The sequence below is a fragment of the Streptomyces sp. NPDC000878 genome (genome assembly GCF_053599695.1).
In genome coordinates, this window is record NZ_JBSFMT010000052.1 from 53,379 (window position 1) to 76,798 (window position 23,420).

At 69.5% G+C, this 23,420-nt stretch carries 23 protein-coding genes and 1 pseudogene; 7 read left to right on the top strand and 17 right to left on the bottom strand.

Translation table 11 applies throughout. From position 1 onward, the window contains the following. Positions 1–6: 6 nt before the first annotated feature. Genes ACWDR4_RS34430 through ACWDR4_RS34440 form a run of 3 tightly spaced genes read right to left on the bottom strand, consistent with a single transcriptional unit; the run spans position 7 to position 3,414 of the window. Entirely contained in the window at positions 7–1,215 is a 1,209-nt protein-coding gene (locus tag ACWDR4_RS34430; RefSeq protein ID WP_450414233.1) for a CaiB/BaiF CoA transferase family protein, read from the bottom strand. After that, the gene (locus ACWDR4_RS34435; protein ID WP_450414235.1) at positions 1,212–2,648 is read right to left on the bottom strand and encodes an aldehyde dehydrogenase family protein; all 1,437 of its coding nucleotides are present in this window, start codon (positions 2,646–2,648) and stop codon (positions 1,212–1,214) included. Before ACWDR4_RS34435 ends, ACWDR4_RS34430 begins: the two co-directional genes overlap by 4 nt. A 34-nt stretch (positions 2,649–2,682) precedes the next feature. Next, positions 2,683–3,414: an SDR family oxidoreductase gene (locus tag ACWDR4_RS34440; RefSeq protein WP_450414236.1), complete on the bottom strand. Its 732-nt coding sequence runs from the start codon at positions 3,412–3,414 to the stop codon at positions 2,683–2,685. 245 nt (positions 3,415–3,659) lie between these two features. On the opposite strand from ACWDR4_RS34440, the gene ACWDR4_RS34445 reads away from it, so the two are divergent. Genes ACWDR4_RS34445 through ACWDR4_RS34465 form a run of 5 tightly spaced genes read left to right on the top strand, consistent with a single transcriptional unit; the run spans position 3,660 to position 7,754 of the window. Then, positions 3,660–4,382, top strand: coding sequence for an SDR family NAD(P)-dependent oxidoreductase (locus ACWDR4_RS34445; protein WP_450414238.1), 723 nt, complete (start codon positions 3,660–3,662; stop codon positions 4,380–4,382). After that, entirely contained in the window at positions 4,379–4,912 is a 534-nt protein-coding gene (locus ACWDR4_RS34450; protein WP_450414239.1) for a carboxymuconolactone decarboxylase family protein, read from the top strand. The genes ACWDR4_RS34445 and ACWDR4_RS34450 overlap by 4 nt, the downstream gene beginning before the upstream one ends. Before the next feature lie 36 nt (positions 4,913–4,948). After that, positions 4,949–6,214 carry an aromatic ring-hydroxylating oxygenase subunit alpha gene (locus tag ACWDR4_RS34455; protein ID WP_450414241.1) on the top strand — a complete coding sequence of 422 codons (1,266 nt, stop codon included), beginning with the start codon at positions 4,949–4,951 and terminating at the stop codon, positions 6,212–6,214. After that, on the top strand, positions 6,201–6,521 hold the full coding sequence (locus ACWDR4_RS34460; RefSeq protein ID WP_369031691.1) for a hypothetical protein: 321 nt from the start codon (positions 6,201–6,203) through the stop codon (positions 6,519–6,521). The genes ACWDR4_RS34455 and ACWDR4_RS34460 overlap by 14 nt, the downstream gene beginning before the upstream one ends. Before the next feature lie 6 nt (positions 6,522–6,527). Next, positions 6,528–7,754: a metal-dependent hydrolase family protein gene (locus ACWDR4_RS34465; protein ID WP_450414242.1), complete on the top strand. Its 1,227-nt coding sequence runs from the start codon at positions 6,528–6,530 to the stop codon at positions 7,752–7,754. A 95-nt stretch (positions 7,755–7,849) separates the two neighbouring features. Here ACWDR4_RS34465 and ACWDR4_RS34470 read toward each other — a convergent pair whose 3' ends face one another. From ACWDR4_RS34470 to ACWDR4_RS34495, 6 genes are read right to left on the bottom strand one after another with little or no spacing between them, the layout of a single operon-like run. Next, positions 7,850–8,641 carry an enoyl-CoA hydratase gene (locus ACWDR4_RS34470; protein WP_450414243.1) on the bottom strand — a complete coding sequence of 264 codons (792 nt, stop codon included), beginning with the start codon at positions 8,639–8,641 and terminating at the stop codon, positions 7,850–7,852. Between the two features lie 60 nt (positions 8,642–8,701). After that, positions 8,702–9,850 carry an acyl-CoA dehydrogenase family protein gene (locus ACWDR4_RS34475; RefSeq protein ID WP_450414244.1) on the bottom strand — a complete coding sequence of 383 codons (1,149 nt, stop codon included), beginning with the start codon at positions 9,848–9,850 and terminating at the stop codon, positions 8,702–8,704. Next, entirely contained in the window at positions 9,847–10,698 is an 852-nt protein-coding gene (locus ACWDR4_RS34480) for an acyl-CoA dehydrogenase family protein (RefSeq protein WP_450414246.1), read from the bottom strand. Before ACWDR4_RS34480 ends, ACWDR4_RS34475 begins: the two co-directional genes overlap by 4 nt. After that, positions 10,688–11,629: an NADPH:quinone oxidoreductase family protein gene (locus ACWDR4_RS34485; RefSeq protein WP_450414248.1), complete on the bottom strand. Its 942-nt coding sequence runs from the start codon at positions 11,627–11,629 to the stop codon at positions 10,688–10,690. The genes ACWDR4_RS34480 and ACWDR4_RS34485 overlap by 11 nt, the downstream gene beginning before the upstream one ends. After that, positions 11,626–12,642 (bottom strand): phosphotransferase family protein, encoded by a 1,017-nt coding sequence (locus ACWDR4_RS34490; RefSeq protein WP_450414250.1) that lies wholly within the window; start codon positions 12,640–12,642, stop codon positions 11,626–11,628. The genes ACWDR4_RS34485 and ACWDR4_RS34490 overlap by 4 nt, the downstream gene beginning before the upstream one ends. Then, positions 12,639–13,916: an acyl-CoA dehydrogenase family protein gene (locus tag ACWDR4_RS34495; protein WP_450414252.1), complete on the bottom strand. Its 1,278-nt coding sequence runs from the start codon at positions 13,914–13,916 to the stop codon at positions 12,639–12,641. Before ACWDR4_RS34495 ends, ACWDR4_RS34490 begins: the two co-directional genes overlap by 4 nt. A 205-nt stretch (positions 13,917–14,121) precedes the next feature. Here ACWDR4_RS34495 and ACWDR4_RS34500 point away from each other — a divergent pair, with 205 nt between their 5' ends. Next, on the top strand, positions 14,122–14,772 hold the full coding sequence (locus tag ACWDR4_RS34500) for a TetR/AcrR family transcriptional regulator (protein WP_450414253.1): 651 nt from the start codon (positions 14,122–14,124) through the stop codon (positions 14,770–14,772). 78 nt (positions 14,773–14,850) lie between these two features. Here ACWDR4_RS34500 and ACWDR4_RS34505 read toward each other — a convergent pair whose 3' ends face one another. The 4 genes from ACWDR4_RS34505 to ACWDR4_RS34520 all read right to left on the bottom strand — a co-directional run bounded on the left by ACWDR4_RS34505 (position 14,851) and on the right by ACWDR4_RS34520 (position 18,316). Continuing rightward, positions 14,851–15,735, bottom strand: a complete 885-nt coding sequence (locus ACWDR4_RS34505; RefSeq protein ID WP_450414254.1) for a glycoside hydrolase family 19 protein — start codon at positions 15,733–15,735, stop codon at positions 14,851–14,853. Positions 15,736–15,952: 217 nt separating this feature from the next. After that, a complete protein-coding gene (locus tag ACWDR4_RS34510) occupies positions 15,953–17,278 on the bottom strand; it encodes an aldehyde dehydrogenase family protein (protein ID WP_450414256.1) in 1,326 nt (441 codons plus the stop codon). Between the two features lie 143 nt (positions 17,279–17,421). After that, a complete protein-coding gene (locus tag ACWDR4_RS34515) occupies positions 17,422–17,862 on the bottom strand; it encodes a MarR family winged helix-turn-helix transcriptional regulator (protein ID WP_450414257.1) in 441 nt (146 codons plus the stop codon). Between the two features lie 100 nt (positions 17,863–17,962). Then, the gene (locus tag ACWDR4_RS34520; RefSeq protein WP_450414259.1) at positions 17,963–18,316 is read right to left on the bottom strand and encodes a YciI family protein; all 354 of its coding nucleotides are present in this window, start codon (positions 18,314–18,316) and stop codon (positions 17,963–17,965) included. A 98-nt stretch (positions 18,317–18,414) separates the two neighbouring features. On the opposite strand from ACWDR4_RS34520, the gene ACWDR4_RS34525 reads away from it, so the two are divergent. Beyond that, entirely contained in the window at positions 18,415–19,461 is a 1,047-nt protein-coding gene (locus ACWDR4_RS34525; RefSeq protein ID WP_450414261.1) for an acyl-CoA dehydrogenase family protein, read from the top strand. Here the strand turns inward: ACWDR4_RS34525 and ACWDR4_RS34530 are convergent. The 4 genes and pseudogenes from ACWDR4_RS34530 to ssuE form a co-directional block, all read right to left on the bottom strand. Then, the gene (locus ACWDR4_RS34530) at positions 19,458–20,120 is read right to left on the bottom strand and encodes a hypothetical protein (protein WP_450414262.1); all 663 of its coding nucleotides are present in this window, start codon (positions 20,118–20,120) and stop codon (positions 19,458–19,460) included. The two genes, ACWDR4_RS34525 and ACWDR4_RS34530, sit on opposite strands and share 4 nt — an antisense overlap. A 204-nt stretch (positions 20,121–20,324) precedes the next feature. Next, positions 20,325–21,474 (bottom strand): annotated as a pseudogene (locus tag ACWDR4_RS34535) (LLM class flavin-dependent oxidoreductase). A gap of 62 nt (positions 21,475–21,536) precedes the next feature. Beyond that, a complete protein-coding gene (locus tag ACWDR4_RS34540; RefSeq protein WP_450414264.1) occupies positions 21,537–22,721 on the bottom strand; it encodes an SfnB family sulfur acquisition oxidoreductase in 1,185 nt (394 codons plus the stop codon). Between the two features lie 4 nt (positions 22,722–22,725). Then, complete coding sequence (gene ssuE, locus ACWDR4_RS34545) at positions 22,726–23,280, bottom strand: NADPH-dependent FMN reductase (protein ID WP_450414266.1); 555 nt, start codon at positions 23,278–23,280, stop codon at positions 22,726–22,728. Positions 23,281–23,420 lie beyond the last annotated feature (140 nt).

The window sequence follows — 23,420 nt, forward strand, 5'->3', positions numbered from 1 at the left end:
CGGTGATCAGGTGACCGCGCCCGCCTCTTTCAGTTCGAGGATGCGGGTCCAGTCCAGGCCCAGTTCGAGGAGGATCTCCTCGCTCTGGGCGGCGAACTCGGGCGCGGGCCCGAGCGGTACGGGTGCGGTGACGTCGAACTGCACGGGGCTGGCGGCGAGTTGGAGTGCGCCTGCCTTCACGAGGTACTCGTTGGCCCGCACCTGTGCGTCCTCACCGACCTGGAGGGTGTCCTGGACGGGGGCCCAGGGTCCGGCGAGGGTGGCGAAGCGCTTCGTCCAGTCGGCGAGGGTGCGGCCCGCGAGCACCTTGCGCAGGATCTTGACGGCCTGTTCGGTGTTGGCGGCGATGAGTTCGGCGGTGGCGAAGCGGGGGTCGTCGGCGAGTTCGGGGCGCTCGATGTGGTGGCACACATCGGCCCAGAACTTGCCGGGCTGCATCATCACGAAGGCCAGGTAGTGGCCGTCGGCGGTGACGTACAGCCCGGACAGGGGGTTGGCCGGGGAGCCGTGGGCGCCCACCGGTGGCGCCGCCCAGGGCCTGCCGAGGTGGAGGGAGAGCGCGGTGGCGTGCCCCATGGCCCAGACGCCGCTGCCGAGCAGGGAGACGTCGACGACCGAGGCCTCGCCGGTGCGTTCGCGTCGCAGCAGCGCCGCCGCGATACCGCCCGCGAGGTTGGTCCCGGAGATGGTGTCCCCGTAGGCGGGTGCGGGCGGGCTGATCATGCCTTCGGTGCCGGCCGGGGTGATGCTGGCGGCGGTACCGGCCCGGCACCAGAAGGCGGTCATGTCGTAGCCGCCCTTGACCGCTTCGGGGCCGCGCGGTCCCAGGGCACTCCCCCGGGCGTAGACGATGTCCGGATTGACGGCGCGGATGTCGTCCACGTCGATGCCGAACCGCTCGCGGTGTCCGGGCAGGAAGCTGGTGAGGAACACGTCCGAGCGCCTGGCCAGGTCGTACAGCACCTCGCGGCCCTCGGGCCCGGAGATGTCGAGGCCCAGGCTGCGCTTGCCCCGGTTGGCGTGCTCGACGTTGGGGTTCGGATCACCCTCGACGACGAACGTGCCGGTCTGTCGCAGACCGCGCTGCGGGTCGCCGTTGACGGCGTGCTCGACCTTGATGACGTCCGCTCCCCAGTCCGCGAGCACGGCGCCCGCCGAGGGGACGAAGCCGTACATGGCGACTTCGAGGACCCGGATGCCCTCCAGGGGCCTCACCGGACGACCGCCGCGAAGGACTTGTACTCCAGGAACTCCTCAAGCCCCGGAACACCGCTCTCGCGTCCGATGCCGGACTGCTTGTAACCGCCGAACGGCACGTCCGCGGCGAAGTAGTTGCCGCCGTTGATGCTGAAGGTGCCGGTGCGGATGCGGCGCGCGAGGGCGATGGCCCGCTCGTCGTCACCGCTCTGGATCCCGCCGGACAGTCCGTAGACCGAGTTGTTGGCGATGCGGACGGCGTCGTCATCGTCGTCGTACGGGATGACCACGAGCACGGGCCCGAAGACCTCGTCCTGGGCGATCTCGCTGTCCGGATCGACATCGGTGAGCAGGGTGGGCGTGAAGTAGAAGCCGGGATCGACCTTCGTACCGCCGCTGACGAGTGTCGCGCCCGCCGCGACGGCCCGCCGGACCATGCCGTCGACCTTGTCGCGCTGTTTGGCGCTGATGAGCGGGCCGGCGAAGGTCTTGGGGTCGGTGGGGTCGCCCATGCGCATCCGGGCGAGGCCCGCGGCGACCTTCTCGACGATCTCGTCGTGGTGGGCCCGGGGTACGAGGAGCCGGGTGGTGAGCGCGCAGCCCTGTCCCGAGTGGGAGCAGATGGTGCCGGCCGCGAACATGGCTGCGGTGGTGAAGTCGGCGTCGTCGAGGATGATCATGGCGGACTTGCCGCCGAGTTCCAGGAACACCTTCTTCACGGTGCGGCTCGCGACCTCCATGATCCGCCGGCCGGTCGCGGTGGACCCGGTGAAGGAGACCATGTCGACGTCGGCGTGGGTGGTGAGCACCTCGGCCGCCTCGACGGAGGTGGAGGTCAGTACGTTGACCACGCCGGGCGGGATGTCCGTGTGCTCGGCAATCAGTTCACCGAGGAACAGCGTGGTCAGCGGGGTGTCCGGGGCGCCCTTGAGAACGATCGTGCAGCCCGCGGCGAGCGAGGGGGCGAGCTTGGCCAGGGCCAGCTGGTTCGGGTAGTTGTACGCGGTGATCGCGGCGACGACCCCGACGGCCTCCTTCTCCACCCAGCGCCGGTGCCGCTGGCCCCGGATCTCGACCTCGCCGAGGTCCTCGGTCAGCGGGTACTTGCGCAGCAGGTCGGCGTAGAAGCGGACCAGTTTGACCGGGTCGTCGAGCTGGGGGCCGTAGGTGAGCATGCGGGGTGCGCCGACCTCGGCGATGGTCAGCTCGCGCAGCTCCTCCAGATGGTCGGTCAGCGCCTGGTGGAGCTGGTCGAGACAGCGGATACGGAACTGGACGTCGGTCGCCCAGCCCGTGGTGTCGAAGGCCCGTCGGGCGGCGGCCACGGCGGCCTCGGTCTGGGCGACCGTGGCGTCGGGGGCCTGGTCGAGGACCTCTCCGGTGGCGGGGTTGAGCGAGGGGAAGGTGTTCTCGGTCCCGACGAGCGATCCGTCGATGAGCAGCCGTTTCACCGCAAGACCCCCCGTACATCGCTGAGTTGCCGCCTCACAGCCGGACCCCCTGGCCACCGTCGACGGCGACGACCTGTCCGGTGAGCCAGCCCGCGGCGTCGGAGAGCAGGAACAGCACCGTCGGGGTCAGGTCGCCGGGCTGCCCCATCCGCCCGAGCGCCAGCCGCTGCGCCATCGCGTCCTGGTGCTCCTTCGGTACGACGGTGGCGGTGGCGTCGGTGTCCGTCGGCCCCGGCGCGATGCCGTTGACCCGGATCTTGCGCCCGCCCAGCTCGGCGGCGAGCGAGGCGGTGAGGTGGTTGATGCCGGCCTTGGCGAGCCCGTAGTACCCGGACGCCATGTAGGAGGCGGTCGACGACTGGTTGACGATGGCGCCGCCCTCGGTCATGTGCGGGAGAACCGCCCGGGTGCAGTACAGCGCGCCCATCAGGTTCACCTGGATGAAGTGGTTGAGGTAGCCCAGGTCGACGGTGGTGAGGCCCTCGCGCTTCATGCTGTGGTAGATCGCCGCGTTGTTGACCAGGTAGTCGATCCGCCCGAACTCGGCGACCGTGGCCGCGGCCATCGCCTCGGCCGACTCGGGGTCCCCGACGTCGACCCTGACGAAGAGCGCCCCGTCGATGTCCTTGGCGACCCGCTGTCCCTGCTCCTCGTTGATCTCGGCCACGACGACGCGGGCCCCCTCGGCGGCCAGCGCCCGGGCGTAGTCCTCGCCGATTCCCTGTCCCGCACCGGTGACGATCGCCACCTTGTCCTGGAACCGCATCCTGTCTCCTTGCTCGGGATGGGCGGCTTACTCCAATGTGGCGGAAACTACATTCTCACTTTCAGCAAATCAACCATCCGAACACGAGAATGTGCAGCATCACAGTGAGTCAGAGGCAAGCGGAAGGCCACCGAACACCACGCCCCACGCCCCGACCTCCCACAGCGCCGAGCCGAGATCCGCACGGCTCTACCCGGTGGGCCAGCAGCGAGAATACGCTTCTCGCTAACGGAAGGGAGATTTCCATGATCGACACGATGAAAACCGCGGTCGTCACCGGAGGGGGCTCCGGAATCGGGCTGGCCGTCGCCGAGCGACTGAAGACCGACGGCTACCAGGTCGCGACCCTCGACCTGAACCCCTCCGACTCGGCACCGGCGTTCTCGCAGACCGCCGACGTCACCGACCGGGCCCAGGTGGACGCGGCGCTGGCCGCCGTCCGGGAGCGGCTCGGGCCGGTCACCGTCCTGGTCAACGCGGCCGGGGTGGCCGGCTACAAGCGCTTCCAGGATCTGACGTTCGCCGCCTGGCAGCGGATCATCGACGTCAATCTCAACGGCGTCTTCCACTGCGTCCAGGCAGTGCTGCCCGACATGCTGGAGGCCGGCTGGGGCCGGATCGTCAACATCTCCTCCTCCAGCGCACAGTCCGGGCAGCAGTTCATGACGCACTACGTCGCGGCCAAGTCGGCGGTCAATGGCCTGACCAAGGCGCTCGCGCTCGAACTGGGCCCGGCCGGCATCACCGTCAACGCGGTGCCGCCCGGCTTCATCGACACGCCCATGCTGCGCAAGGCGGAGTCGCGCGAACTGCTCGGCGGGACGGTCGAGGAACACATCGAGCGCACTCCCGTACGACGGGTGGGGCGCCCCGAGGACATCGCCGCGGCCTGCGCGTTCCTGATCTCGGAGGAGGCCGGCTACATCACCGGCCAGATCCTGGGCGTGAACGGCGGGCGCAACACGTGAACCGCACGCGCCGCATCACCCCGCTCCCGCACGCCGAGTACCTGAAGGCGCTGGGCTCCTCGGCGCCCGACGCCCGCAAACCCCCTTCGAACGCGATCGGGCTGCTCGCCCGGCACCCCGAACTGGCCAAGGCGTTCCTCGCGTTCAACAAGTACCTGCTGGTCGAGTCGACGCTGCCGAAACGCACCCGCGAGCTGGCCGTCCTGCGGGTGGCCTGGCGGCGGCGGTGCCAGTACGAGTGGACGCAGCACGTCCTGATCGCCCGGCGGGCCGGGATCACCGACGAGGAGATCGGCCTGGTCCGCTCCGGCGCCCCGACCCCTCTCAACCGGGCGGTGGACGAGTTGGAGACGGACTCACGCCTGTCCGACGCGACCTATGAGGCGCTCGGCGCGGAGCTGGACGACCGCCAGCTCATGGACCTGGTGTTCACGGTCGGCACGTACGGCCTGCTGGCCACGGCCTTCAACACCTTCGAGGTGGAGCTGGATCCAGGAATCCCGGAAGAGAACTTCAATAACTCAGAATGAGAATGCTATTCTCGCGCTAGAGAAGGGAGTGCTCACATGCCACACTTCGCCAAGCCGGCGGCCGGAAGCTGGACCGAGCAGTACCCCGAGTTGGGCACGAGTCCGGTGAACTACGAGGACTCGATCGACCCCGCGTACTACGAGGCCGAGCGGGAGGCCGTCTTCAAGCGGACCTGGCTGAACGTCGGGCGCGTGGAGCAGGTGCCGAAGACGGGCAGCTACTTCACGAAGGAACTGGCGGTCGCGGACACCTCGCTGATCATCGTGCGGGGCAGGGACAAGGAGATCCGCGCCTTCCACAACCTCTGCCGGCACCGCGGCAACAAGCTGGTGTGGAACGACTTCCCGGGCGAGGAGGTCAAGGGCACCTGCCGTCAGTTCACCTGCAAGTACCACGCCTGGCGCTACAGCCTCGACGGCGATCTGACCTTCGTCCAGCAGGAGCAGGAGTTCTTCGACCTGGACAAGGCGGACTACGGCCTGAAGTCGGTCCGCTGTGAGATCTGGGAAGGGTTCGTCTTCGTCAACCTGGACCCGAACGCGCAGCCGCTCAAGGAGTACCTCGGCGAGTTCGCCAAGGGCCTGGAGGGCTACCCCTTCCACGAGATGACCGAGGTCTTCACCTACAAGGCCGAGATCGGCAGCAACTGGAAGCTGTTCATCGACGCGTTCGCGGAGTTCTACCACGCCCCCGTCCTGCACATGAAGCAGGCCGTCAAGGACGAGGCCGACAAGCTCTTCAACGTCGGGTACGAAGCGCTGCACTACGAGATCCACAGCCCGCACTCGATGATCTCGTCCTGGGGAGGCATGTCCCCGCCCAAGGACCTGACCATCGTCAAGCCGATCGAACGCGTCCTGCGCAGCGGCCTGTTCGGCCCCTGGGAGGCACCCGACATCGCGGGGCTCGACCCCCTTCCCCCGGGGCTCAACCCGGGCGGGCACCGGGCGTGGGGGAACGATTCCTTCGAGTTCTTCCCCAACATGACGCTGCTGATCTGGAAGCCCGGCTGGTATCTGACGTACCACTACTGGCCGACGGCGGTGGACAGGCACATCTTCGAGGCCAACCTGTACTTCGTGCCCGCCAAGACGGCCCGAGAGCGGCTGAAGCAGGAGCTGGCTGCGGTGACGTTCAAGGAGTACGCCCTCCAGGACGGCAACACCCTGGAGGCCACGCAGACCATGCTCAAGAGCCGGGTCGTGACCGAATTCCCGCTCTGTGACCAGGAGTTGCTGCTCCGCCATCTGCACAAGACGGTCGCCGACCACGTCAAGGAGCACACCGATGCTGCCGAGTGAGTTCGCGGTGCTCGAACCGTTCGGTGCGTGGGTCCTGGAGACCGAACGGGAGCGCTACAGCAAGCGGCTGGCCAGTTCGATGGAGGAGATGCAGGCCTTCTACGACGTGGCGTTCCCGCTCCTGGAGCAGGCCTCCGACCACCTCGACAAGTTCCCCCTCGACGAACTGCCGGAGCCCGAGCGGAACTTGCTCCTGCTGATGTTCTCCCTGGTGAACGTGTCGTTCCCGGTCGAGGTGTGGAAGCAGGCCCGGGTGCCGGACAGCGGCGCCGCCTACATGGACCTCGTCGTCGAACCCAAGGTCTGACCGGTCGTGGTCACACTCAGGGCGGCACGTGTACTGCACGTCGAGACCGGGGAGTTCGAGGAACCGGGCCTCGTCCAGGTCGACGGCGACCGCATCGCGCGGGTCGGCGCCGGGGATGACGTACCGGATGGTGACGTACTGGATCTCGGGGACGTCACTCTTCTCCCCGGCCTGATGGACATGGAGGTCAACCTCCTGATGGGCGGCCGGGGGGAGACGCCGGTCCTGTCCATGGTCCAGGACGATCCGCCGCTGCGCATGCTGCGGGCCGTGGGCAACGCCCGGCGCACACTCCGGTCGGGCTTCACCACGGTCAGGAACCTCGGGCTGTTCGTGAAGACCGGCGGCTATCTGCTGGACGTCGCCCTCGCCAAGGCCGTCGACGCCGGCTGGATCGAAGGGCCCCGGATCATCCCCGCCGGGCACGCCATCACCCCGACCGGCGGTCATCTGGACCCGAGCGTGTTCGGCGCGCTGGCCCCCGGCATCATGCCGCTCTCCGTGGAGGAGGGCGTCGCCAACGGGGTCGACGAGGTGCGCAAGGCCGTGCGGTACCAGATCAAGCACGGGGCGCGGCTCATCAAGGTCTGCGCGTCCGGGGGTGTCATGTCCCATACGGGCACGCCCGGCGCGCAGCACTACTCCGACGCGGAGTTGCGGGCCGTCGTCGACGAGGCACACCGGCGCGGGCTCAAGGTGGCCGCGCACACGCACGGGGCCGACGCGGTGCGGGCGGCGGTGGAGGCGGGCATCGACTGCATCGAGCACGGCTTCCTGCTGGACGACGACACCATCCAACTGATGGCGGAGCGCGGCACCTTCCTCGTGCCGACGACCGCGCTGATCGACGGCATGGACGTGTCCCGGGCCGCGCCCGAACTGCGCGCCAAGGCCGCCGAGGTGTTCCCGCACGCCCGGTCCGTCGTCGCCAGGGCCGCCAAGGCGGGCGTCCGGATGGCGGTGGGCACGGACGCGCCGGCGATCCCGCACGGGCGGGGCGCCCAGGAGATGGTCGCGCTCGTCGAGCGGGGCATGGAGCCGCTGGAGGTGCTGCGGGCGGCGACGGTCAACGCGGCCGAGCTGATCGACGCGGACGACCGGGGACGGGTCGCGGAGGGGTTACTGGCCGACCTGATAGCCGTACCGGGCAACCCACTTGAGGACATGTCGGTACTGGCCGACGTGCGGTTCGTGATGAAGGGGGGCAAGGTCTTCCGCGACGAGCGGACGTGACACGAGCCGTACGGACAGGGCCGCTCGGCGGGGTACCGCACACCCCCGCCGAGCGGCCCACTCACGCCCACACCGCTGCCGCAACTCCCGCCCGGCTACTGGCTCTTGATGTGCTCCTTCATGCCCTCCAGCCGGGTCAGCACCGGATACCCGCTCACGCTCAGCGCGTTCCCGTGCCCCGTCTCGTGGATGTCGAACACCGACTGGACGGCCGCGTAGAAGCCCTGGACGTCGAGGGTCTGGTTGACGGCCCGCTTGGCCTGGCGGAGCCCGAAGGGCGGCATCCGGGCGATCCGGTCGGCCAGGTCCATGGTGGCGGCGTCGAGTTCGTCGAGCGGGACGACCTGGTTGACCATGCCGACCTTCTCCGCCTCGGCCGCCGTGACGGCCCGCCCGGTGAAGAGGATCTCCTTGGCCTTGCGGGCGCCCAACTCCCAGGTGTGGCCGTGGTATTCGACGCCTCCGATGCCCATGTGCACGACGGGGTCGGAGAATTCGGCGTTCTCGGCGGCCACGATCAGATCACAGGGCCAGCAGAGCATGAGCCCGCCCGCGATGCACTTGCCCTGCACGGCGGCGATCGACGGCTTGGGTATGTTCCGCCAGCGCAGGGTGTATTCGAGATAGCGGCGGGTCTCCGCGTTGTAGATCCACTCCAGGGTGATCTCCTTCGGGCCCGGCCAGCGGTCCTTCAGATCGTGCCCGGCGGAGAAGTGCCGCCCGTTGCCGCGCAGCACGACGACGCGTACGTCCTCGTCGGCCGCCGCCCGGCTCCACGCGGCGTCGAGATCGTCGAGGAGCGACATCGTCTGGGCGTTGGCGACCTCGGGCCGGTTGAGCGTGATGACCGCGACCCGGTCCTTGACCTCGTACAGAATCTGGTCCATCCGCGTGCTCCCTGTTCGGTGCCGACGGCAATCTGGGTATACGGCAAGCTGTGCAGACGCCTATCTGGGCAGGCCGAGGATGCGCTCGGCGATGATGTTGCGCTGGATCTCGGAGGTGCCGCCGGCGATGGTCCCGCCGAAACTGCGCGCGTACCGTTCGAACCAGCTGGACGAGAACACCTCCATGTTCATGTGGAAGTGCGGGGCGGTCGAGGCGGGGTGGAGCAGGGCCCCGGTGCCGTGGGCCTCCAGGGCGCGCAGAGTGGCGTTCTGCACGGCCTCCGAGCCGAACAGCTTGAGCACGGACACCTCGGCCGGGTTCCGGTCGGCGCCGAGCTGCCGGTAGCCCAGCAGCTTCAGCGCCTGGAAGTCCATGAGCAGCGTGGCGTACCACTCCTCGTCGCAAGCCGCGTCCCGGATGAGATCCTCAAGGCGTTCGGCGTAGCTCAGCCACAGCAAGGTCCGCTCGTGCCCGAGCGAGCCGTTGGCCACCTTCCAGCCCTCGTTCAGCGGGCCGATCAGGTTCTCCCGGGGCACCCGGACGTCGGTGAAGAACACCTCGTTGAAGTCGAAGTCGTCGGGGTCCGCGATGGATCCGAAGGGCCGCCTGACCACGCCCTCGGTGTCGGTGGGGATCAGCAGCACGCTGATCCCCTTGTGCTTGGGCGCGTCCGGGTCGGTGCGGACGAACGTCAGCAGCACGTCCGCGTCATGCGCGCCGGAGGTCCACACCTTCTGCCCGTTGACGACGAAGTGGTGCCCCTCCAGGGCCGCGCGGGTACGCAGCCCCGCGAGGTCGGAACCGGCACCCGGCTCACTCATTCCGAGGGCGGCCGTGATGTCCGCGCGCAGGATGGGCGCGGCCCACCGCTGCTTCTGCTCCTCGGTGCCGAAGCTCAGGATCGAGGCGGCGATGATGCCGACGCCCTGCGGGTTGAAGCTGTGGTAGATCCGGCGCCGGGACATCTCCTCGGCATGGGCGAGCAGTTGGGGCAGGGTGGCGTTCCGTCCGCCGTACTCGGGCGGGTTGCCGGGCACCAGCCAGCCCGCGTCGAACAGCTTGCGCTGCCACACACGCGCCCAACCAGGCACGTCCGCGCTCGACTTCGCGCGGGGCACGGCCTCCTCGGCGGTGGGCACGTTGGCGTCGAGGAAGGCGGCGAACTCGGCCCGGAACTCCTCGATCTCGGGATCGGCGGCGAGTCTCATACCAGCAACGCCCTCCTGTGCACGGCCGCCGAACCCAGCAGCAGGTCACCGGCCTTGGCCCGTTTGAGGTGGATCTGGAGTTCGTTCTCCCACGTGTAGCCCATCGCGCCGAAGAGCTGGAACCCACTCTGGAAGCACAGGCGTTGGCACTCCCCCGCCGCCGCCTTGGCCATCGCGGCGGCCCGCGCCCGCTCCGGGTCGTCCTCGGCGATCGTGAGGGCGGAGTAGAGGGCGAGCGCACGGGCCCGTTCGATCGCGACGTACATGTCGGCGGCCTTGTGCTTGACCGCCTGGAAGGACCCGATGGGCACCCCGAACTGCTGCCGCTGCTTCACATGCGCGACGACCAGATCGAGGATGCGCCGACAGCTGCCGACGGTGGAGATCGCCAGCCCCATCAACGCCAACTCCGGTACACCGGCGACCAGTTCCGGCTGTTCGACCCGGGCCACATGGATGGTCGGATCGAAGACGGCGACCCGCTCGGCACGTACCTCGGCCCCACTCCGAACGACCACACCGTCCGCCGTGAGGAGCGCGATCTCATCCGCCCGGTCCGCGTCGAGGACGAACTCCCCGATCCCGTCGAAGACAGCCGTCCCGGAGCCGTTTGGTAGCCGACCCGCCAGCGGCGCGAACCAGGTGGCCGTGGCGAGGAAGGGCGTCGGATCGGCGGCGTACCCCAACTCCTCCAGGATGATCGCCAGTTCCACCGGAGGCGCCTCCAGCCAGCCCAACTCCAGGTAGGTGGCCCAGAGTTGGTCCTCGGGCAGGGCGCGCGACTTGGCCACCGTCTCGCGGACCATGCGTTGCAGCATCCGCTGGTCCTCGTCGAATTCAAACTCCACGGGCGACCTCCAGAAGAACCTTGCCGATGGCACCCCGGCCGAGCCACAGCGCGGCTCCCACCTCGTCGAGCGGGTGGACGGCATGGATACGGGGGTGAATGGCCCCCTCGGCGAACAGTCGGTGCAGTTCGGTGCGGGCGGCGACGAGCCGCTCCCGGTCGTGCCGGGCCCAGCCGCCGAAGTCGAAGCCGTGGATCGTCACGCCCTTGAGCATCGCGAGGTTCAGCGGGATGCTCGGGATCTCCCCGCTCGCGAACCCGACGTTCACGAACCGGCCGCCCCAGCGCATCCCGCGCAGCGCCTGCTCGGAGTGCGGCCCGCCGACCGGGTCGACGACGACATCGGCGCCGCCCGCCTCCTGCAAGGCCCGTTTCAGGTTCTCGTACGGCAGGACGGTCCGGGCGCCGAGCTTGGCGCAGGCGGCGCGTTTCTCCTCGCTCGACGCGACGGCGATGACCTCCGCGCCCAGCAGCAGGGCGAGTTCGACGGCGGCGAGGCCGACCCCGCCGGCGGCGCCGAGCACCGCGACCCGCTCGCCCTCCCGCACGTCGGCGACCAGGCGCAGGGCGTTGAAGGCGGTGGCGTGGGAGACCCCGAAGGCCGCCGCGCGTTCCATGGGCACGGCGGCCGGGACTCGGTGGAGGCTGGTGGCGGGGACGGCGACGCGTTCGGCGAAGGCGCCGACGAAGGCGGAGCCGAAGACCCGCTCCCCGGCGCGGAATCCGTGCCCGTCCCGGACGACCACCCCCGCGAACTCGCTCCCTGGGGTGAAGGGCACGTCGGCCTTCACCTGGTAGGCGCCCTCGATCACCAGCACGTCGGCGAAGTTGACCGCCGCGTACTCCACAGCGACCAGCACCTCGCCCGCTGGCTCGGGGATCTCCTCGACGGTCACCGGGCCGCCGAGGGTGTGACAGCGGGCGGCTCTCATAGCCGGGTCGTCGCGGCCAGTTCGGCGGCCTGGGCGGCCATCGCCAGGACCGTGTCGCCGTAGAAGGCCATCTTCGGATTGCCGCCCTCGCCCTTGACGTGCCGGGCGTAGCCGCCTTCGAGGACGATGGCCATCTTGAAGCGGGCCAGCACCACGTAGTAGTCGATCTCGCTCACGTCCCGGCCGCTGACCTTGGCGTAGTGCTCCAGGAGGTCCGCCCGGTCGGGCATGCCCTCGTAGCTGACGTACCCCTTCTGGGTGCGGTCCTCGTCGGCGTTCGGCCAGCCCATGATCACCCAGGCGAGGTCGAGGAGCGGGTCGCCGACGGTGGCCATCTCGAAGTCGACGAGGGCGGCGAGGCGCGCGGGGGCGCCGTGCTGGAACATCACGTTGGCGAACTGGTAGTCGCCGTGGATGATGCCCGGGGTCCAGTGGCTGGGGCGGTGCGCGCGCAGCCACGCGGCGGCCGTGTCGAGGCCGGGTATCTCACGGAACGCGAACTTGGCCAAGTGGGCCTGCCAGCGGTCAACTTGACGATCGTGGAAGCCGTCGGGGCGACCGAAGCCCTCCAGGCCCTGTGCCCGCCAGTCGACGTTGCCGAGCCGGGCGATGCCCTCAACCAACTCGTAGGCGAGGCCGGGGCGCAGGCTGAGGTCGCTCTTGAAGGGCTCGGGCCAGCCGCCCTCGACGTTCATCGGCGACCAGCCGTCGACATGGCCCATCAGGTAGAAGCAGGAGCCGATGACGTCGGTGTCCTCGCACACCGCGACGGCCTCCGGATGCGGAACGTCGGTCCCGTTGAGGGCATTCAGCACCCGGAACTCGCGCAGCATGGTCTCGTTGCGGCCCGGCGGGACCTTCTCGGGCGGCTTGCGCAGCACCAACTGGCGGTCCCCGCGCCGGACTTCGTAGATGTCGTTGGAGGTGCCCCCGGAGATGAGGGAGACCTCGACGGGTGCGCCGGGGGCGATGTCCTGGCCGTCCAGCCAGCGGGCGAGCGACTCGGTGTTCACAGGTTCTCCAGCTGCTTGCGGGCCCACTCCCGGCGTGCGGGCAGATGCTGGGTGGGCCAGAGTCCGGGGGTGGCCTCGTAGCCGCGCAGAAGGTCGCGGGCCACGGTGATCTTGTGGACCTCCGTCGGTCCGTCGACGACGGCCATGACGGCCGCGCCGGTCCACATGTCGGCGAAGGGCATCTCGTTCGAGACGCCCAGGGCGCCGTGGAGATGCATCGAGCGGTAGACGACGTCGTGCAGCACCTTCGGCGTCAGGAACTTGATCGCGGCGATGTCCTTGCGGACCCGCTTGTAGTCGTTGAACTGGTCGATCTGCCAGGCCGTGTAGAGGACCATCAGCCGGAACTGGGTCAACTGGGCATAGGAGTCGGCGAGATCGGCCTGCACCAGCTGCTTGTCCGCGAGCCGGCTGCCCTGTGTCTCGCGGGACAGCGCGCGTTCGGCCATCATGTCCAGCGCCCGCTGGCACTGCCCCACGACCCGCATCGCGTGGTGGACGCGCCCGCCGCCCAGCCGGGTCTGCGCGATGGCGAACGCCTGGCCCTCACCGCCGAGCAGCGCGTCGCCGGGGACGCGGACGCCGTCGTACGCGATCAGCGCGTGCATGCCGTCCTCGGGGCCCTCGCCGAGCAGCCCGACGTTGCGTTCCATGCGGACGCCCGGGGTGTCGCTCGGCACGAGGAACATCGACATGCCCTTGTACGGGCTGACGTCCGGGTCGGTCACCGCCATCACGATGACGAACGTCGAGGTGCGGGCATTGGAGGAGAAGTACTTGCGGCCGGTGATGACCCAGTCGTCGCCGTCGCGTTCGGCCCGGGTGGTGAACATCGTCGGGTCGGCGCCTGCCTGGGGCTCGGTCATCGAGAAGCAGGAGAAGCACTCGCCTTCCAGCAGGGGCTGGAGGTAGCGGGCCTTCTGTTCCTCGGTGCCGTAGCGGGCGATGATCTCGGCGTTGCCGGTGTCGGGGGCCGCCGTACCGAAGATCACGGGTGCCCAGCTCGACGTACCGAGGATCTCGTTGATGAGGGCCAGCTTCAGCTGTCCGAAGCCGCGTCCGCCCAGTTCGGGGCCCAAGTGCGGGGCCCACAGACCCTGGTCGCGCACCTGCTGCTTGAGGGACCGGACGACCGGGCCGGTCTCGTGGTCGAGGGGATGGTAGGCACGGTCGGGGTAGAGGAGGTCCAGTGGGTCCACGCGCTCGGCGCGGAACCGCCTGATCCACTCCAGCTTCTCCTCGAACTCGGGCTCGGTGGAAAAGTCCCATGCCATGTCAGACGACCCTCGTTTCGACGACTCGATGCCGCGCAGGCACATGCCGAGCGGACACATGCCGCGCGGGCACTGCTCTGGACGTCCGCGATGCAGGTGAGAATAACATTCTCATTCCATGCAAGTAAGAGTCTCGAAAGCTGCGGTGCGTGATTCGGTAGGGAGCTTCGCCTGATTACCGCTGAAGTGCAGTATCGTTCTACGCGTGACCGCCATCCCCGAAGAGCCAGCGTGGCGCCAGCGCGCCGTCGAGCGATCCACCCGTGCCGCCAAACAGCGTGCCGAGCAGCGCGTTCAGCGCTTCCTGGACGCGGCACAGGAACTCATCGCGGAGAAGGGGACCACGGACTTCACCGTCCAGGAGGTCGTCGACCGCTCGAAGCAGTCGCTGCGCAGCTTCTACCAGCACTTCGACGGCAAGCACGAGCTGCTGCTCGCCCTGTTCGAAGACGCCCTGTCCACGTCCGCGGTCGAGATCCGCGAGGCCACGGCGGGCACCAGTGAGCCGCTGCCCCGCCTCCGCATCGCGGTGGAGATGCTGTTCGAGCAGTCACTGCCCAACCCCGGTGTCCAGCGCCCCCTGTTCAGCGACTTCGCGCTGCAACTGCTGGTCAAGCACCCGGCGCAGGTGGCCACCGCACACCTGCCCCTGTTGACCCTGTTCACAGAGCTGCTGGAGCAGGCCGCCGAAACAGGCAGCATCCACGCGGACAAGCCCCGCCGCCTTGCGGCCCTCCTCATGCAGACCGTCATGTTCGCGGCCCAGGCCAACGGCGTCCCCACGGACAGCCACGCCCACCCGGTGACTGCCGACGAGGTATGGCAGTTCTGCCTCGGCGGCATCTCGGGCGCCTGAACCACCCCGAGCCACCCTGAACCACCGCCGCCGCGGAGAGCGACGTTCTCACTCTCCGCGGCAACGAGCTGAATACCGTCAGCAGTAGAGGTTGCCGCCGGGACTGACGCCGAGGATCGAGGCGAAGCGCTGGTAGGCGTCGACGCGGCTCTGGACCTGGGCGGGGTTCTTCCCGTCGCACTCCAGCGAGCCGTTGATGGACCGGATGGTCTGTCCGAAGCCGGCCTGGTTGACCATGGCGTTGTGCGGGGTCATCGTGCCGGGCCCCGACTGGGTGTTCCAGTACCACAGGCCGGTCTTCCAGGCGACGGACGCGTCGTTCTGCACCAGCCAGGGGTTGCCCAGCAGGTCGAGGCCGAGTGCGTCACCGGCGGCCTTGTAGTTGAAGTTCCAGCTGAGCTGGATCGGGCCGCGCCCGTAGTAGGCCGACTGGCCCGCCGGGCAGCCGTAGGGCTGGCTCCAGTCGCAGTAGTGCGGGTAGTTGGCGGTGTTCTGCTCCACGATGTGGACCAGCCCGCCGGTCTCGTGGTTGACGTTGGCGAGGAACGCTGCCGCCTCCTGCTTCTTCACGGTGTCGCTGCCGGTCTTCGCGAACGCCGGATAGGCGTTCAGCGCGGCGGTCAGCCCGCTGTACGTGTAGAAGGAGTTCCGGCTCGGGAACATCTGGTTGAACTGCGCCTCGGAGACCACGAATCCGGAGGGTACCGTCGAGCCGTCGCACGCGTACGGCTCCCAGTACCAGGTGCTGATGGTCGGGTCGTAGCCCGGGTTGTCGTGCTCGGCGATGTACGCCTTGCCGTCGGTGTAGCGGACGATGTTGCCGGTGACGTAGGCCTTGCCGGCCACCCAGCTCGGGTAGCTCGAACACGCCGCGGCGGACGCGCTCGGTGCCGGCAGGAGCACCGGCGCGGCCGTTCCGAGGACGAGTGCGGTCAGGAGTGCGGAGATACGGCGCCTCGACACGGGATCAACTCCTTCGCGGAGCACGGCCGCTCCCGCCCAAGGGCAGCGCGGAGCTGACCCTTGGCGCACGTGCCGGCCTCAGCCGGCCACGGCGTGGGGCGGCCGTGGTGGGGGGTGTGGAGGCACACTCAACTCCCTTGGTCTGGACCAGTCAAGGGTATAGACCAGCCAACGCACCAAAGGACAGCACGAGTTCCGCGAAAGACGGGGCGGCGGGTCAGCTCAGCGGCTTTGCCAGCACCGCCTTGCGGTGGCTGAACGTCTCGATCGAGTAGCGGCCGTGGTAGCTGCCCATGCCGCTCTCCCCCACCCCGCCGAACGGCAGGTCGGAGACGGTGAGATGGGCGAGCGGCAGGCCGTAGCCGACAGCGCCGGAGGACGTCTCGGCGGCGATCCGCTCGCGGGTCGTGCCGGACTCGGTGAACACGTACAGCGCGAGCGGCTTGTCGCGGTCGTTGATGAAGCCGATCGCCTCCTCCAGTCCGGGCACGGTGACGATGGGCAGGATCGGTCCGAAGATCTCCTCGCGCATCACGGGCGAGGCGGGGTCGACGTCGGCGAGGACGGTCGGCGCGATGTACTTCGTCGTACGGTCCTTGGCGCCGCCGGTGACGACCCGGCCCGAGTCGAGCAGGCCGCCGAGCCGGTCGAAGTGCCGTTCGTTGACGATCCGGCCGTACTCGGTGGAGGTGGCCGGGTCCGCGCCGAACAGGTTCTCGACGGCCTTGGCGAGCGCGGGCTCCAGCGCGGCGGCGGTGTCCGGGTCGGTGAGGACGTAGTCGGGGGCGACGCAGGTCTGGCCGGCGTTGAGGAACTTGCCCCGGACCAGCCGGTCGGCGACGACGTCCACATCGATGCCGGTGTCGACGAACGCCGGGGACTTGCCGCCGAGTTCGAGGGCGACCGGGGTGAGGTGCTCGGCGGCGGCGCGCAGCACGATCCGGCCGACCGCGCCGTTGCCGGTGTAGAAGATGTGGTCGAAGCGCTCGGCCAGCAGGGCCGTGGTCTCCGGGACACCGCCCTCGACGACGGCGACCGCGTCCGTGTCCAGGTACTCCGGCAGCAGCCGGGCGACGATCTCGGAGGTGGCGGGGGCCAGTTCGCTCGGCTTGACCACCACGGCGTTCCCGGCGGCGAGCGCGCCGACGACGGGGGTCAGCAGCAGTTGCACCGGGTAGTTCCAGGGGGCGATGACCAGGACGACGCCCAGCGGGTCGTACTGCGTCCAGGCGGTGGCGTCGGCGCCGAGGCGCTCCGGGACCGGCGCGGGCTCGGGGTGCAGCCAGCCGTCGAGGTGGTCGAGGGTGTGGTCGATCTCCCGGATCGTGAAGTCGATCTCCGTGCGGTAGGCCTCGGTCGAGCTCTTGCCTAGGTCCGCGTGGAGGGCTTTGGCCACGTCGTCGCCGTGCTCCGTGAGGAGTTCACGCAGGCGGCCGAGCTGCCCCTTGCGCCACTCGACGGGCTTGGTGCGGCCCGTACGGAAGGTGGTGCGCAGGCGCGCCACGATGTCGGCGGGCTGCTCGGTGGACATGGGGTGGTTCACGGTGCCTCGCTCAGGCTCGATGCGTACTCAACGTTCTTGATGTTCTCGATGACCAGGCCAACCCCGCACCCGGCAAAATATATTCCCCATACATGAAAGTAACCGAAGGTGACCGATACTTACCACACGTGTCGACGTCGACGTCAGACCTGGGCCGTCGTCTCGTCGAGCGTCTCGGCCAGCCGGTCCAGAAGGGCGCGCAGCAGTTCGTCGTCGCCGTCGCTGAGCTGTGGCCAGTCCGCGCGGACCTCGCGGTCGATGCGCCGCCAGTACTCCGTGCCGCGCGGGGTGAGGTGGACGAGGATGCGGCGGCGGTCGTGCGGGTCGACCCGGCGGTGGACGAGGTTCTGGTCGACGAGGTGGTCGACCAGCCGGGTCAGCGTGGGCGGCGGCAGGAAGGCGGCCTCGGCGATCGCGGTCATGTGGTGACCGGCGCCGTCGGAGAGCAGGGCGAGCACGCGCCAGGCGTCGAGCGAGCAGCCGTGCTCGTCCAGCACGGGCTGGAGACGGCGCGCGGCCAGCCGCTCGGCCCGGGTCAGGAGCCGCAGAAGGTCCTGGGGCCGGCGCTGCGACGATGTGGTCATCCTGCTCCTCGGTCCCGGGGGTGTGTACATCGTATGAGACGGAATCGTATGAGCGGGACGGAAGTTCGCCGGACCGCCCCGGAATCGTGCTGGCGGGCCATCAGTCGTCGACCTCGCCGAGGAAGGGACGGACCTCGACCGGCAGGGTGGTCGCCAGCGCGGCCTTGCGGCCCCACTCCAGTGCGGCGTCGAGGTCGGGGGCCATGACGAGGCAGATCCCGCCGAGGAACTCCTTGTGTTCGGCGTAGGGCCCTTCGATCTCCTCGACCTCGTCGCCGAGGGGCCGCAGTACGGTCGCGGCGTCCGGGCGGTGGAGTCCGCCCGCGAAGACCCAGGCCCCGGCTTCGCGCAACTCCTCGTGGAAGACGTTCAGTCTGCGATTGATCTCCACCATGGTCTCGGGCGCGGACGGTTCGCCGACCGGCTTCATGGCACTGAGCAGGTAGTACTTCATCGCGTCCTCCTGTGCATCACGACTCTGCCCCCTCTCCTACACGAAGGGAGCACCGCTGTAGAGACACAACGCACCCCAACACCGGGAGAATCTTGTCCATGACCGTCACCCCGCACCCGCTCGTCACCGATGCCCGCCGCCTCGCCGCCGAGGTCCTGGCCCCGCAGGCAGGCCGGGTCGACCAGGAAGGCGTGCCCGCGAGCAGCATCAAGGCCATCAAGCGGTCGGGCCTGCTCGGAGTGAGCGCGCCGAAGGAGTACGGGGGTGCGGGCGCGCCCGCCTCGGTGGCCCGCGAGGTCGCCGAGATCCTGGCCGGGGCATGCTGCTCGACCTGGTTCGTGCAGACCCAGCACCACACTCCGGTGAAACTGCTGACGGAGTCTCAGTTCCCGGTACGGGAACGTATGTTGGGTCCGCTCTCGACAGGCGCGCTGCTCTCCGGCATCGCGTACGCGCACCTGCGCTCCTTCCCGCTCGTCCCGGTGCGGGCCGGGTACGAGCGCGGCGGCTGGCGCTTCGACGGAACGGTCCCCTGGTACACGGGCTGGGGGCTGAACGACGTCATGCTGCTCGCGGGGCTGACCGACACGGACGAGGTGGTGTTCGCCTTCGCCGACGCACGCGAACAGTCGGGGCTGCGCGCCTCGCCGATCATGCGCCTCGCGGCGCTCACGGCCGCCCGTACGGTCTCCCTGGAGCTGAAGGGCCTCCGGCTCCCGGACGAGGCGGTCGTGCTGCGCACCCCGCGCGAGAAGTTCGCCCTCGACGACCTCCCCCGGGCCACCAACACCAACCCGGCCGTCTTCGGCGTGGCGTACGCGGCCCTCGATCTCCTCGCCGCCCACCCCGATGCCACGGCAACGGCCCGCTCACTCCGCACCCGCCTCGACGCCGTACGCCGTAACGCGTACGCCCTCGCGGACCACCGCCGCCCCCAGGAACACATCGCGCAACGCCTGGCCCTCAAGACCAGCGCCTACGACCTGATGCGCACGGCGACAACGGCGGCGATCATCGCCGGTGGAGGCCGCTCCCTGGACCTGAACAGTCCGGCCCAACGCCTGGCCCGAGAGGGCCTGTTCCTCCTGGTCCAGGGCCAGACGACCGACGTCCGCAACGCGCACCTGGCCTCACTGACCGACTAGGTCGTGTACGGGCGACATCGGGCGGGCAGGTCCTGGACGCCCGGCTTCCGGTATCCCGAGCGGTTGTACAGCTTCGGGTTGCTCTGGTCCATCATCCGTTGGCCTCTCAGGAGATCCTGCGCGACTTCCTCCCAGCCCGGGTCGTCCATCGGCTCGTAGCCGGCGCGGACGTACTCGACGAAGGTCCACGAGTCCTCGTAGCTCGGTGTGGCGTGGTTCAACGCGTTGTCGTGGTTGGTCTGCAGGTCGGAGGACCGGGTCGGACCGGGCATTCGGCGACCCAATACCAAGTGGTCCTCCTTGCGCAAGGCGGCCAGCCGCCGGGGCACGTCGCCCATGTAGAAGCTGTGCGGAGGGAGGTTCAGCGCCCGCCGAATGACCGGGAAGAGTTTTGCCTCGGAATGTGGACCGAGCCCGATGGTGTTCCTGAAAACCCAGCGCAGCCTCTCGCAGATCGCCTCGCTGAGGTACTTGGCGAACCAGCGGGCGTCGCCTTCGTAGTACCGCCAATGGATGCCGATCCCCAGCGCACCGGTGTCGTGCACCACCCAGAACTGGAAGCTTTCGATGTCATGACTGAGCGAGTGGTCGAGGTAGCAGGCGTGGAGCCGGCCGAGCGGCAGGTGCTCGACCCGTTTGCGGCGCCAGGGCGTCCCCACGCCGGGTGATGGTCAACGACCGGCCGTCGAATGCGAACGTCCACCCCGAGCACCGCATGACCATCGCATCAGACATCTGTTCAATTTACCTCGGACATGTCCTGGCCCCTGAGGGGCGCGGAGCGCACCCTCAGGGGCGCGGGGAACTGCGCGACAAGCCCCTACCGGGCCGACAGACAAAGAACCACCCACCCTGCGGAACACTCAGCCGGCGAACGGCACCTGCGCAGCCGGCGCCGCACCCGCCCCGGCGACCGGATGCCGCCACAGCCCACGCGCCGCCAGCCGAGGCAACACCCCCTCCCCGAACCAGTACGCCTCCTCCAGATGCGGATACCCGGAGAGCACGAACTCGTCGATCCCCAGCGCGTGGTACTCGGCGATCCGGTCGGCAACCTCGTCATGGCTGCCGACCAGCGCGGTACCCGCCCCACCCCGCACCAGCCCGATCCCCGCCCACAGGTTGGGGTGGATCTCCAGCCCGTCCCGGTTGCCGCCCCCGTGCAGCGCCAGCATCCGCTGCTGCCCCTCCGACTCGCTCCGCGCGAGCCCCGCCTGGATGTCCCGTACGGTCGCCGGGTCGAACCCGGCGAGGATCCGGTCCGCCTCCGCCCACGCCGCCTCGGCGGTGTCGCGGGTGATGACGTGCAGCCGGATGCCGAACCGCAGGGTGCGCCCCTGCTTGGCGGCCAGCCCCCTGACCCAGGCGATCTTCTCGGCGACCTGGGCCGGCGGTTCGCCCCAGGTGAGGTAGACGTCGACGTACCGGGCGGCGACCTCACCGGCGATGGGCGAGGAGCCCCCGAAGTACACCTCGGGCACCGGATCGGGCACACGCGCCAGCTTGGCGTCCTCGACCTTGAGGTGTTCGCCGGTCAGGTTGACCGTCTTGCCCTCCCACAACTCCCGTACGACTTCGAGGAATTCGCCGGTACGACGGTACCGGGCGTCCTTGTCGAGGAAGTCGCCGTAGGCCTTCTGCTCGTGGCTCTCGCCGCCGGTGACGACGTTGAGGAGGAGCCGTCCGCCGGACTGGCGCTGGAAGGTGGACGCCATCTGCGCGGCGCAGGGTCGGGGAGACGAAGCCGGGGCGGAAGGCGACCAGGAACTTCAGGCGCTCGGTGTGCTGGCTGACCATGGCGGTGGTCAACCAGGCGTCCTCGCACCAGGCGCCGGTGGGGGTGAGCGCGCCGACGAAGCCCAGGTCCTCGGCGGCGCGGGCGATCTGGCTCAGATAGGCGACCGTCGGCGGCCGGTTCTGTCCGAAGGCGGTGGCCGGGGTGCCGTGGCCGCCGCCGACGACATGACGGCTGTCGCCGTTGGTGGGGAGGAACCAGTGGAAGGTGAGGGACACCGAAGATCTCCGATCGGGAACGTCGCGGGGAACGTCGTCGCGTTGCAGCGGGCCGTGGCGGGTTACAGCAGCCCGTGGCGGGGCGGTTTCGTACCGTTCAGTACGTAGCGGCCGATGTGCTGGACCTTCCAGCGGGCCGGGTCGTGCAGGGTGTGGGTGCGGGCGTCGCGCCAATGCCGGTGCAGGTTCAGGGAGTTGAGGGCGGAGCGGGTGCCGGCGACCTCGAAGAGGGCTCCGGTGACCTCCACGGCGGTGGTCGCCGCGTGCGCCTTGGCGACGGCCACCGCGATGGACGCCTCGGCCGCCGAGTCGTCGGTGAGGTCGGCGCGGGCCGTGTCCACCGCACGGGCCGCCTCACGCAGCAGCGCCTCGGACGCCCGTAGCTGGACGGCGAGTTCACCGAACCGCTGGATCAGCAGCGGGTCCTCGGCAGCGGTCTCGGCACCGCTCTCGAACCAGGGCCGGCTCTTGGTCCGCACGAACTCCACGGCCTCGGCGAACGCTCCCCCGGCGATACCGACGTCGATGGCCGTGTGCAGCAACTGGGCGACTGCGCCGTGGAGTTGGGGTCCCTGGAAGGTGAGGTGGTGCGGGAGGACCCGGTCGGCCGGGACGAGCACCGCGTCGAGCCGGACGGTACCGCTGGCCGTCGTACGCTGGCCCATGCCGTCCCAGTCGTCGACGACGGTGAGACCGGGCGCGTCGCACGGGACGTACGCCACGTGGAGGGTGTCGTCCTCGGTGCGGGCGAGGACCGGGATCCAGTCGGCGAACAGGGCGCCCGTGGAGTAGTGCTTGACGCCGGTCAGGACGTACGAGCCGTCGGGGCGGCTTTCCAGGCGGGTGCGGATGTCCTGGACGTGCTTGGTGCCCGCCTCCGACTGGGCGTTGCCGAGCCGCCGCCCCGCGAGGATCTCACCGAAGAAGAACTCCCGTTGTTCCGCAGTCCCCTGACGGCGGATCACATTGACGTACGCGAAGTGGCTCTGCGGGATCTGGGCGAGGCTCGCGTCGGCCGAGGCGAGCAGCCGGAAGATCTCGGCCAGGGTCTCCTGGCGTACGTCCGCTCCCCCGTACTCGGCGGGCACGGTGACCGCGAGCAGTCCCGAGGTGGAGAGGCGGTCCAACTCCGCGCGTGGGAGCCGCCGTTCGGCGTCCCGTGCGGCGGCCCCGGTGCGGAACTCGTCCGCCAGGGCCGCCGCCACGGTCAGGGCCTCCACGTCGTCGGCGATGACTTTCGCGGTCATGGGATCAGACCGCCGCGGCGAGGATCGGGGAGCGGCCGAGCGCGATCGAGAACTGGTCGAGGATCTGGGTGAGGGCCTCGGCGGTGGCCGGGGCGACGGAGATGGAGCCGTCCTCGTGGGCGGTGATGTCCTTGTCGAGGGTGAACCAGCCCTGGACGATGTGGGCGGCGCCCATCGAGTTGAGGACCGGTCGCAGGGCGTAGTCGATGGCCAGGACATGGGCGGTGGAGCCGCCGGTGGCCAGCGGCAGCACGGTCTTGCCGGTGAGCGCGTACTGCGGGAGCAGGTCGAGGAGCGCCTTGAGGACACCGGAGTAGGAGGCCTTGTAGACCGGGGTGCCCACGACGACTCCGTCGGCGCGCGCGAACAGCTCGGTGGCCTCGACGATCGCCGGATGCCGGAAGTCGGCGCCGAGCAGGGCCTCGGCCGGGATGGTGCGGACGTCGAGCGGGATCACCTCGTGGCCCTGGGCGGCCAGCCGGGAGTCCAGGTGGCGCAGGAGCTTGCCCGTGCGGGAGGAGGCGGAGGGGCTGCCGGAGACGGACAGGACGGTGGCCATGAGTCCTCTTTCTGGAGGCTTTCCGGGGGCGTTCCGGAGGTCGGGGTGCCTGCGCGCTCGCCCAGCGCAAGGGCGACCCGGTCGTCTTCGGCGCCGACGAGTCCGTACGTGCCGACGCCTCCCTGGCGGCCATGGCCAGG

Excerpts from the sequence above, each read along its gene's own strand:
- ACWDR4_RS34440 (WP_450414236.1), bottom strand. The coding sequence starts at position 3,414 with ATGCGGTTCCAGGACAAGGTGGCGATCGTCACCGGTGCGGGACAGGGA.
- ACWDR4_RS34445 (WP_450414238.1), top strand. The coding sequence starts at position 3,660 with ATGATCGACACGATGAAAACCGCGGTCGTCACCGGAGGGGGCTCCGGA.
- ACWDR4_RS34455 (WP_450414241.1), top strand. The coding sequence starts at position 4,949 with ATGCCACACTTCGCCAAGCCGGCGGCCGGAAGCTGGACCGAGCAGTAC.
- ACWDR4_RS34460 (WP_369031691.1), top strand. The coding sequence starts at position 6,201 with ATGCTGCCGAGTGAGTTCGCGGTGCTCGAACCGTTCGGTGCGTGGGTC.
- ACWDR4_RS34470 (WP_450414243.1), bottom strand. The coding sequence starts at position 8,641 with ATGGACCAGATTCTGTACGAGGTCAAGGACCGGGTCGCGGTCATCACG.
- ACWDR4_RS34475 (WP_450414244.1), bottom strand. The coding sequence starts at position 9,850 with ATGAGACTCGCCGCCGATCCCGAGATCGAGGAGTTCCGGGCCGAGTTC.
- ACWDR4_RS34485 (WP_450414248.1), bottom strand. The coding sequence starts at position 11,629 with ATGAGAGCCGCCCGCTGTCACACCCTCGGCGGCCCGGTGACCGTCGAG.
- ACWDR4_RS34495 (WP_450414252.1), bottom strand. The coding sequence starts at position 13,916 with ATGGCATGGGACTTTTCCACCGAGCCCGAGTTCGAGGAGAAGCTGGAG.
- ACWDR4_RS34515 (WP_450414257.1), bottom strand. The coding sequence starts at position 17,862 with ATGACCACATCGTCGCAGCGCCGGCCCCAGGACCTTCTGCGGCTCCTG.
- ACWDR4_RS34520 (WP_450414259.1), bottom strand. The coding sequence starts at position 18,316 with ATGAAGTACTACCTGCTCAGTGCCATGAAGCCGGTCGGCGAACCGTCC.
- ACWDR4_RS34525 (WP_450414261.1), top strand. The coding sequence starts at position 18,415 with ATGACCGTCACCCCGCACCCGCTCGTCACCGATGCCCGCCGCCTCGCC.
- ACWDR4_RS34540 (WP_450414264.1), bottom strand. The coding sequence starts at position 22,721 with ATGACCGCGAAAGTCATCGCCGACGACGTGGAGGCCCTGACCGTGGCG.
- ssuE (WP_450414266.1), bottom strand. The coding sequence starts at position 23,280 with ATGGCCACCGTCCTGTCCGTCTCCGGCAGCCCCTCCGCCTCCTCCCGC.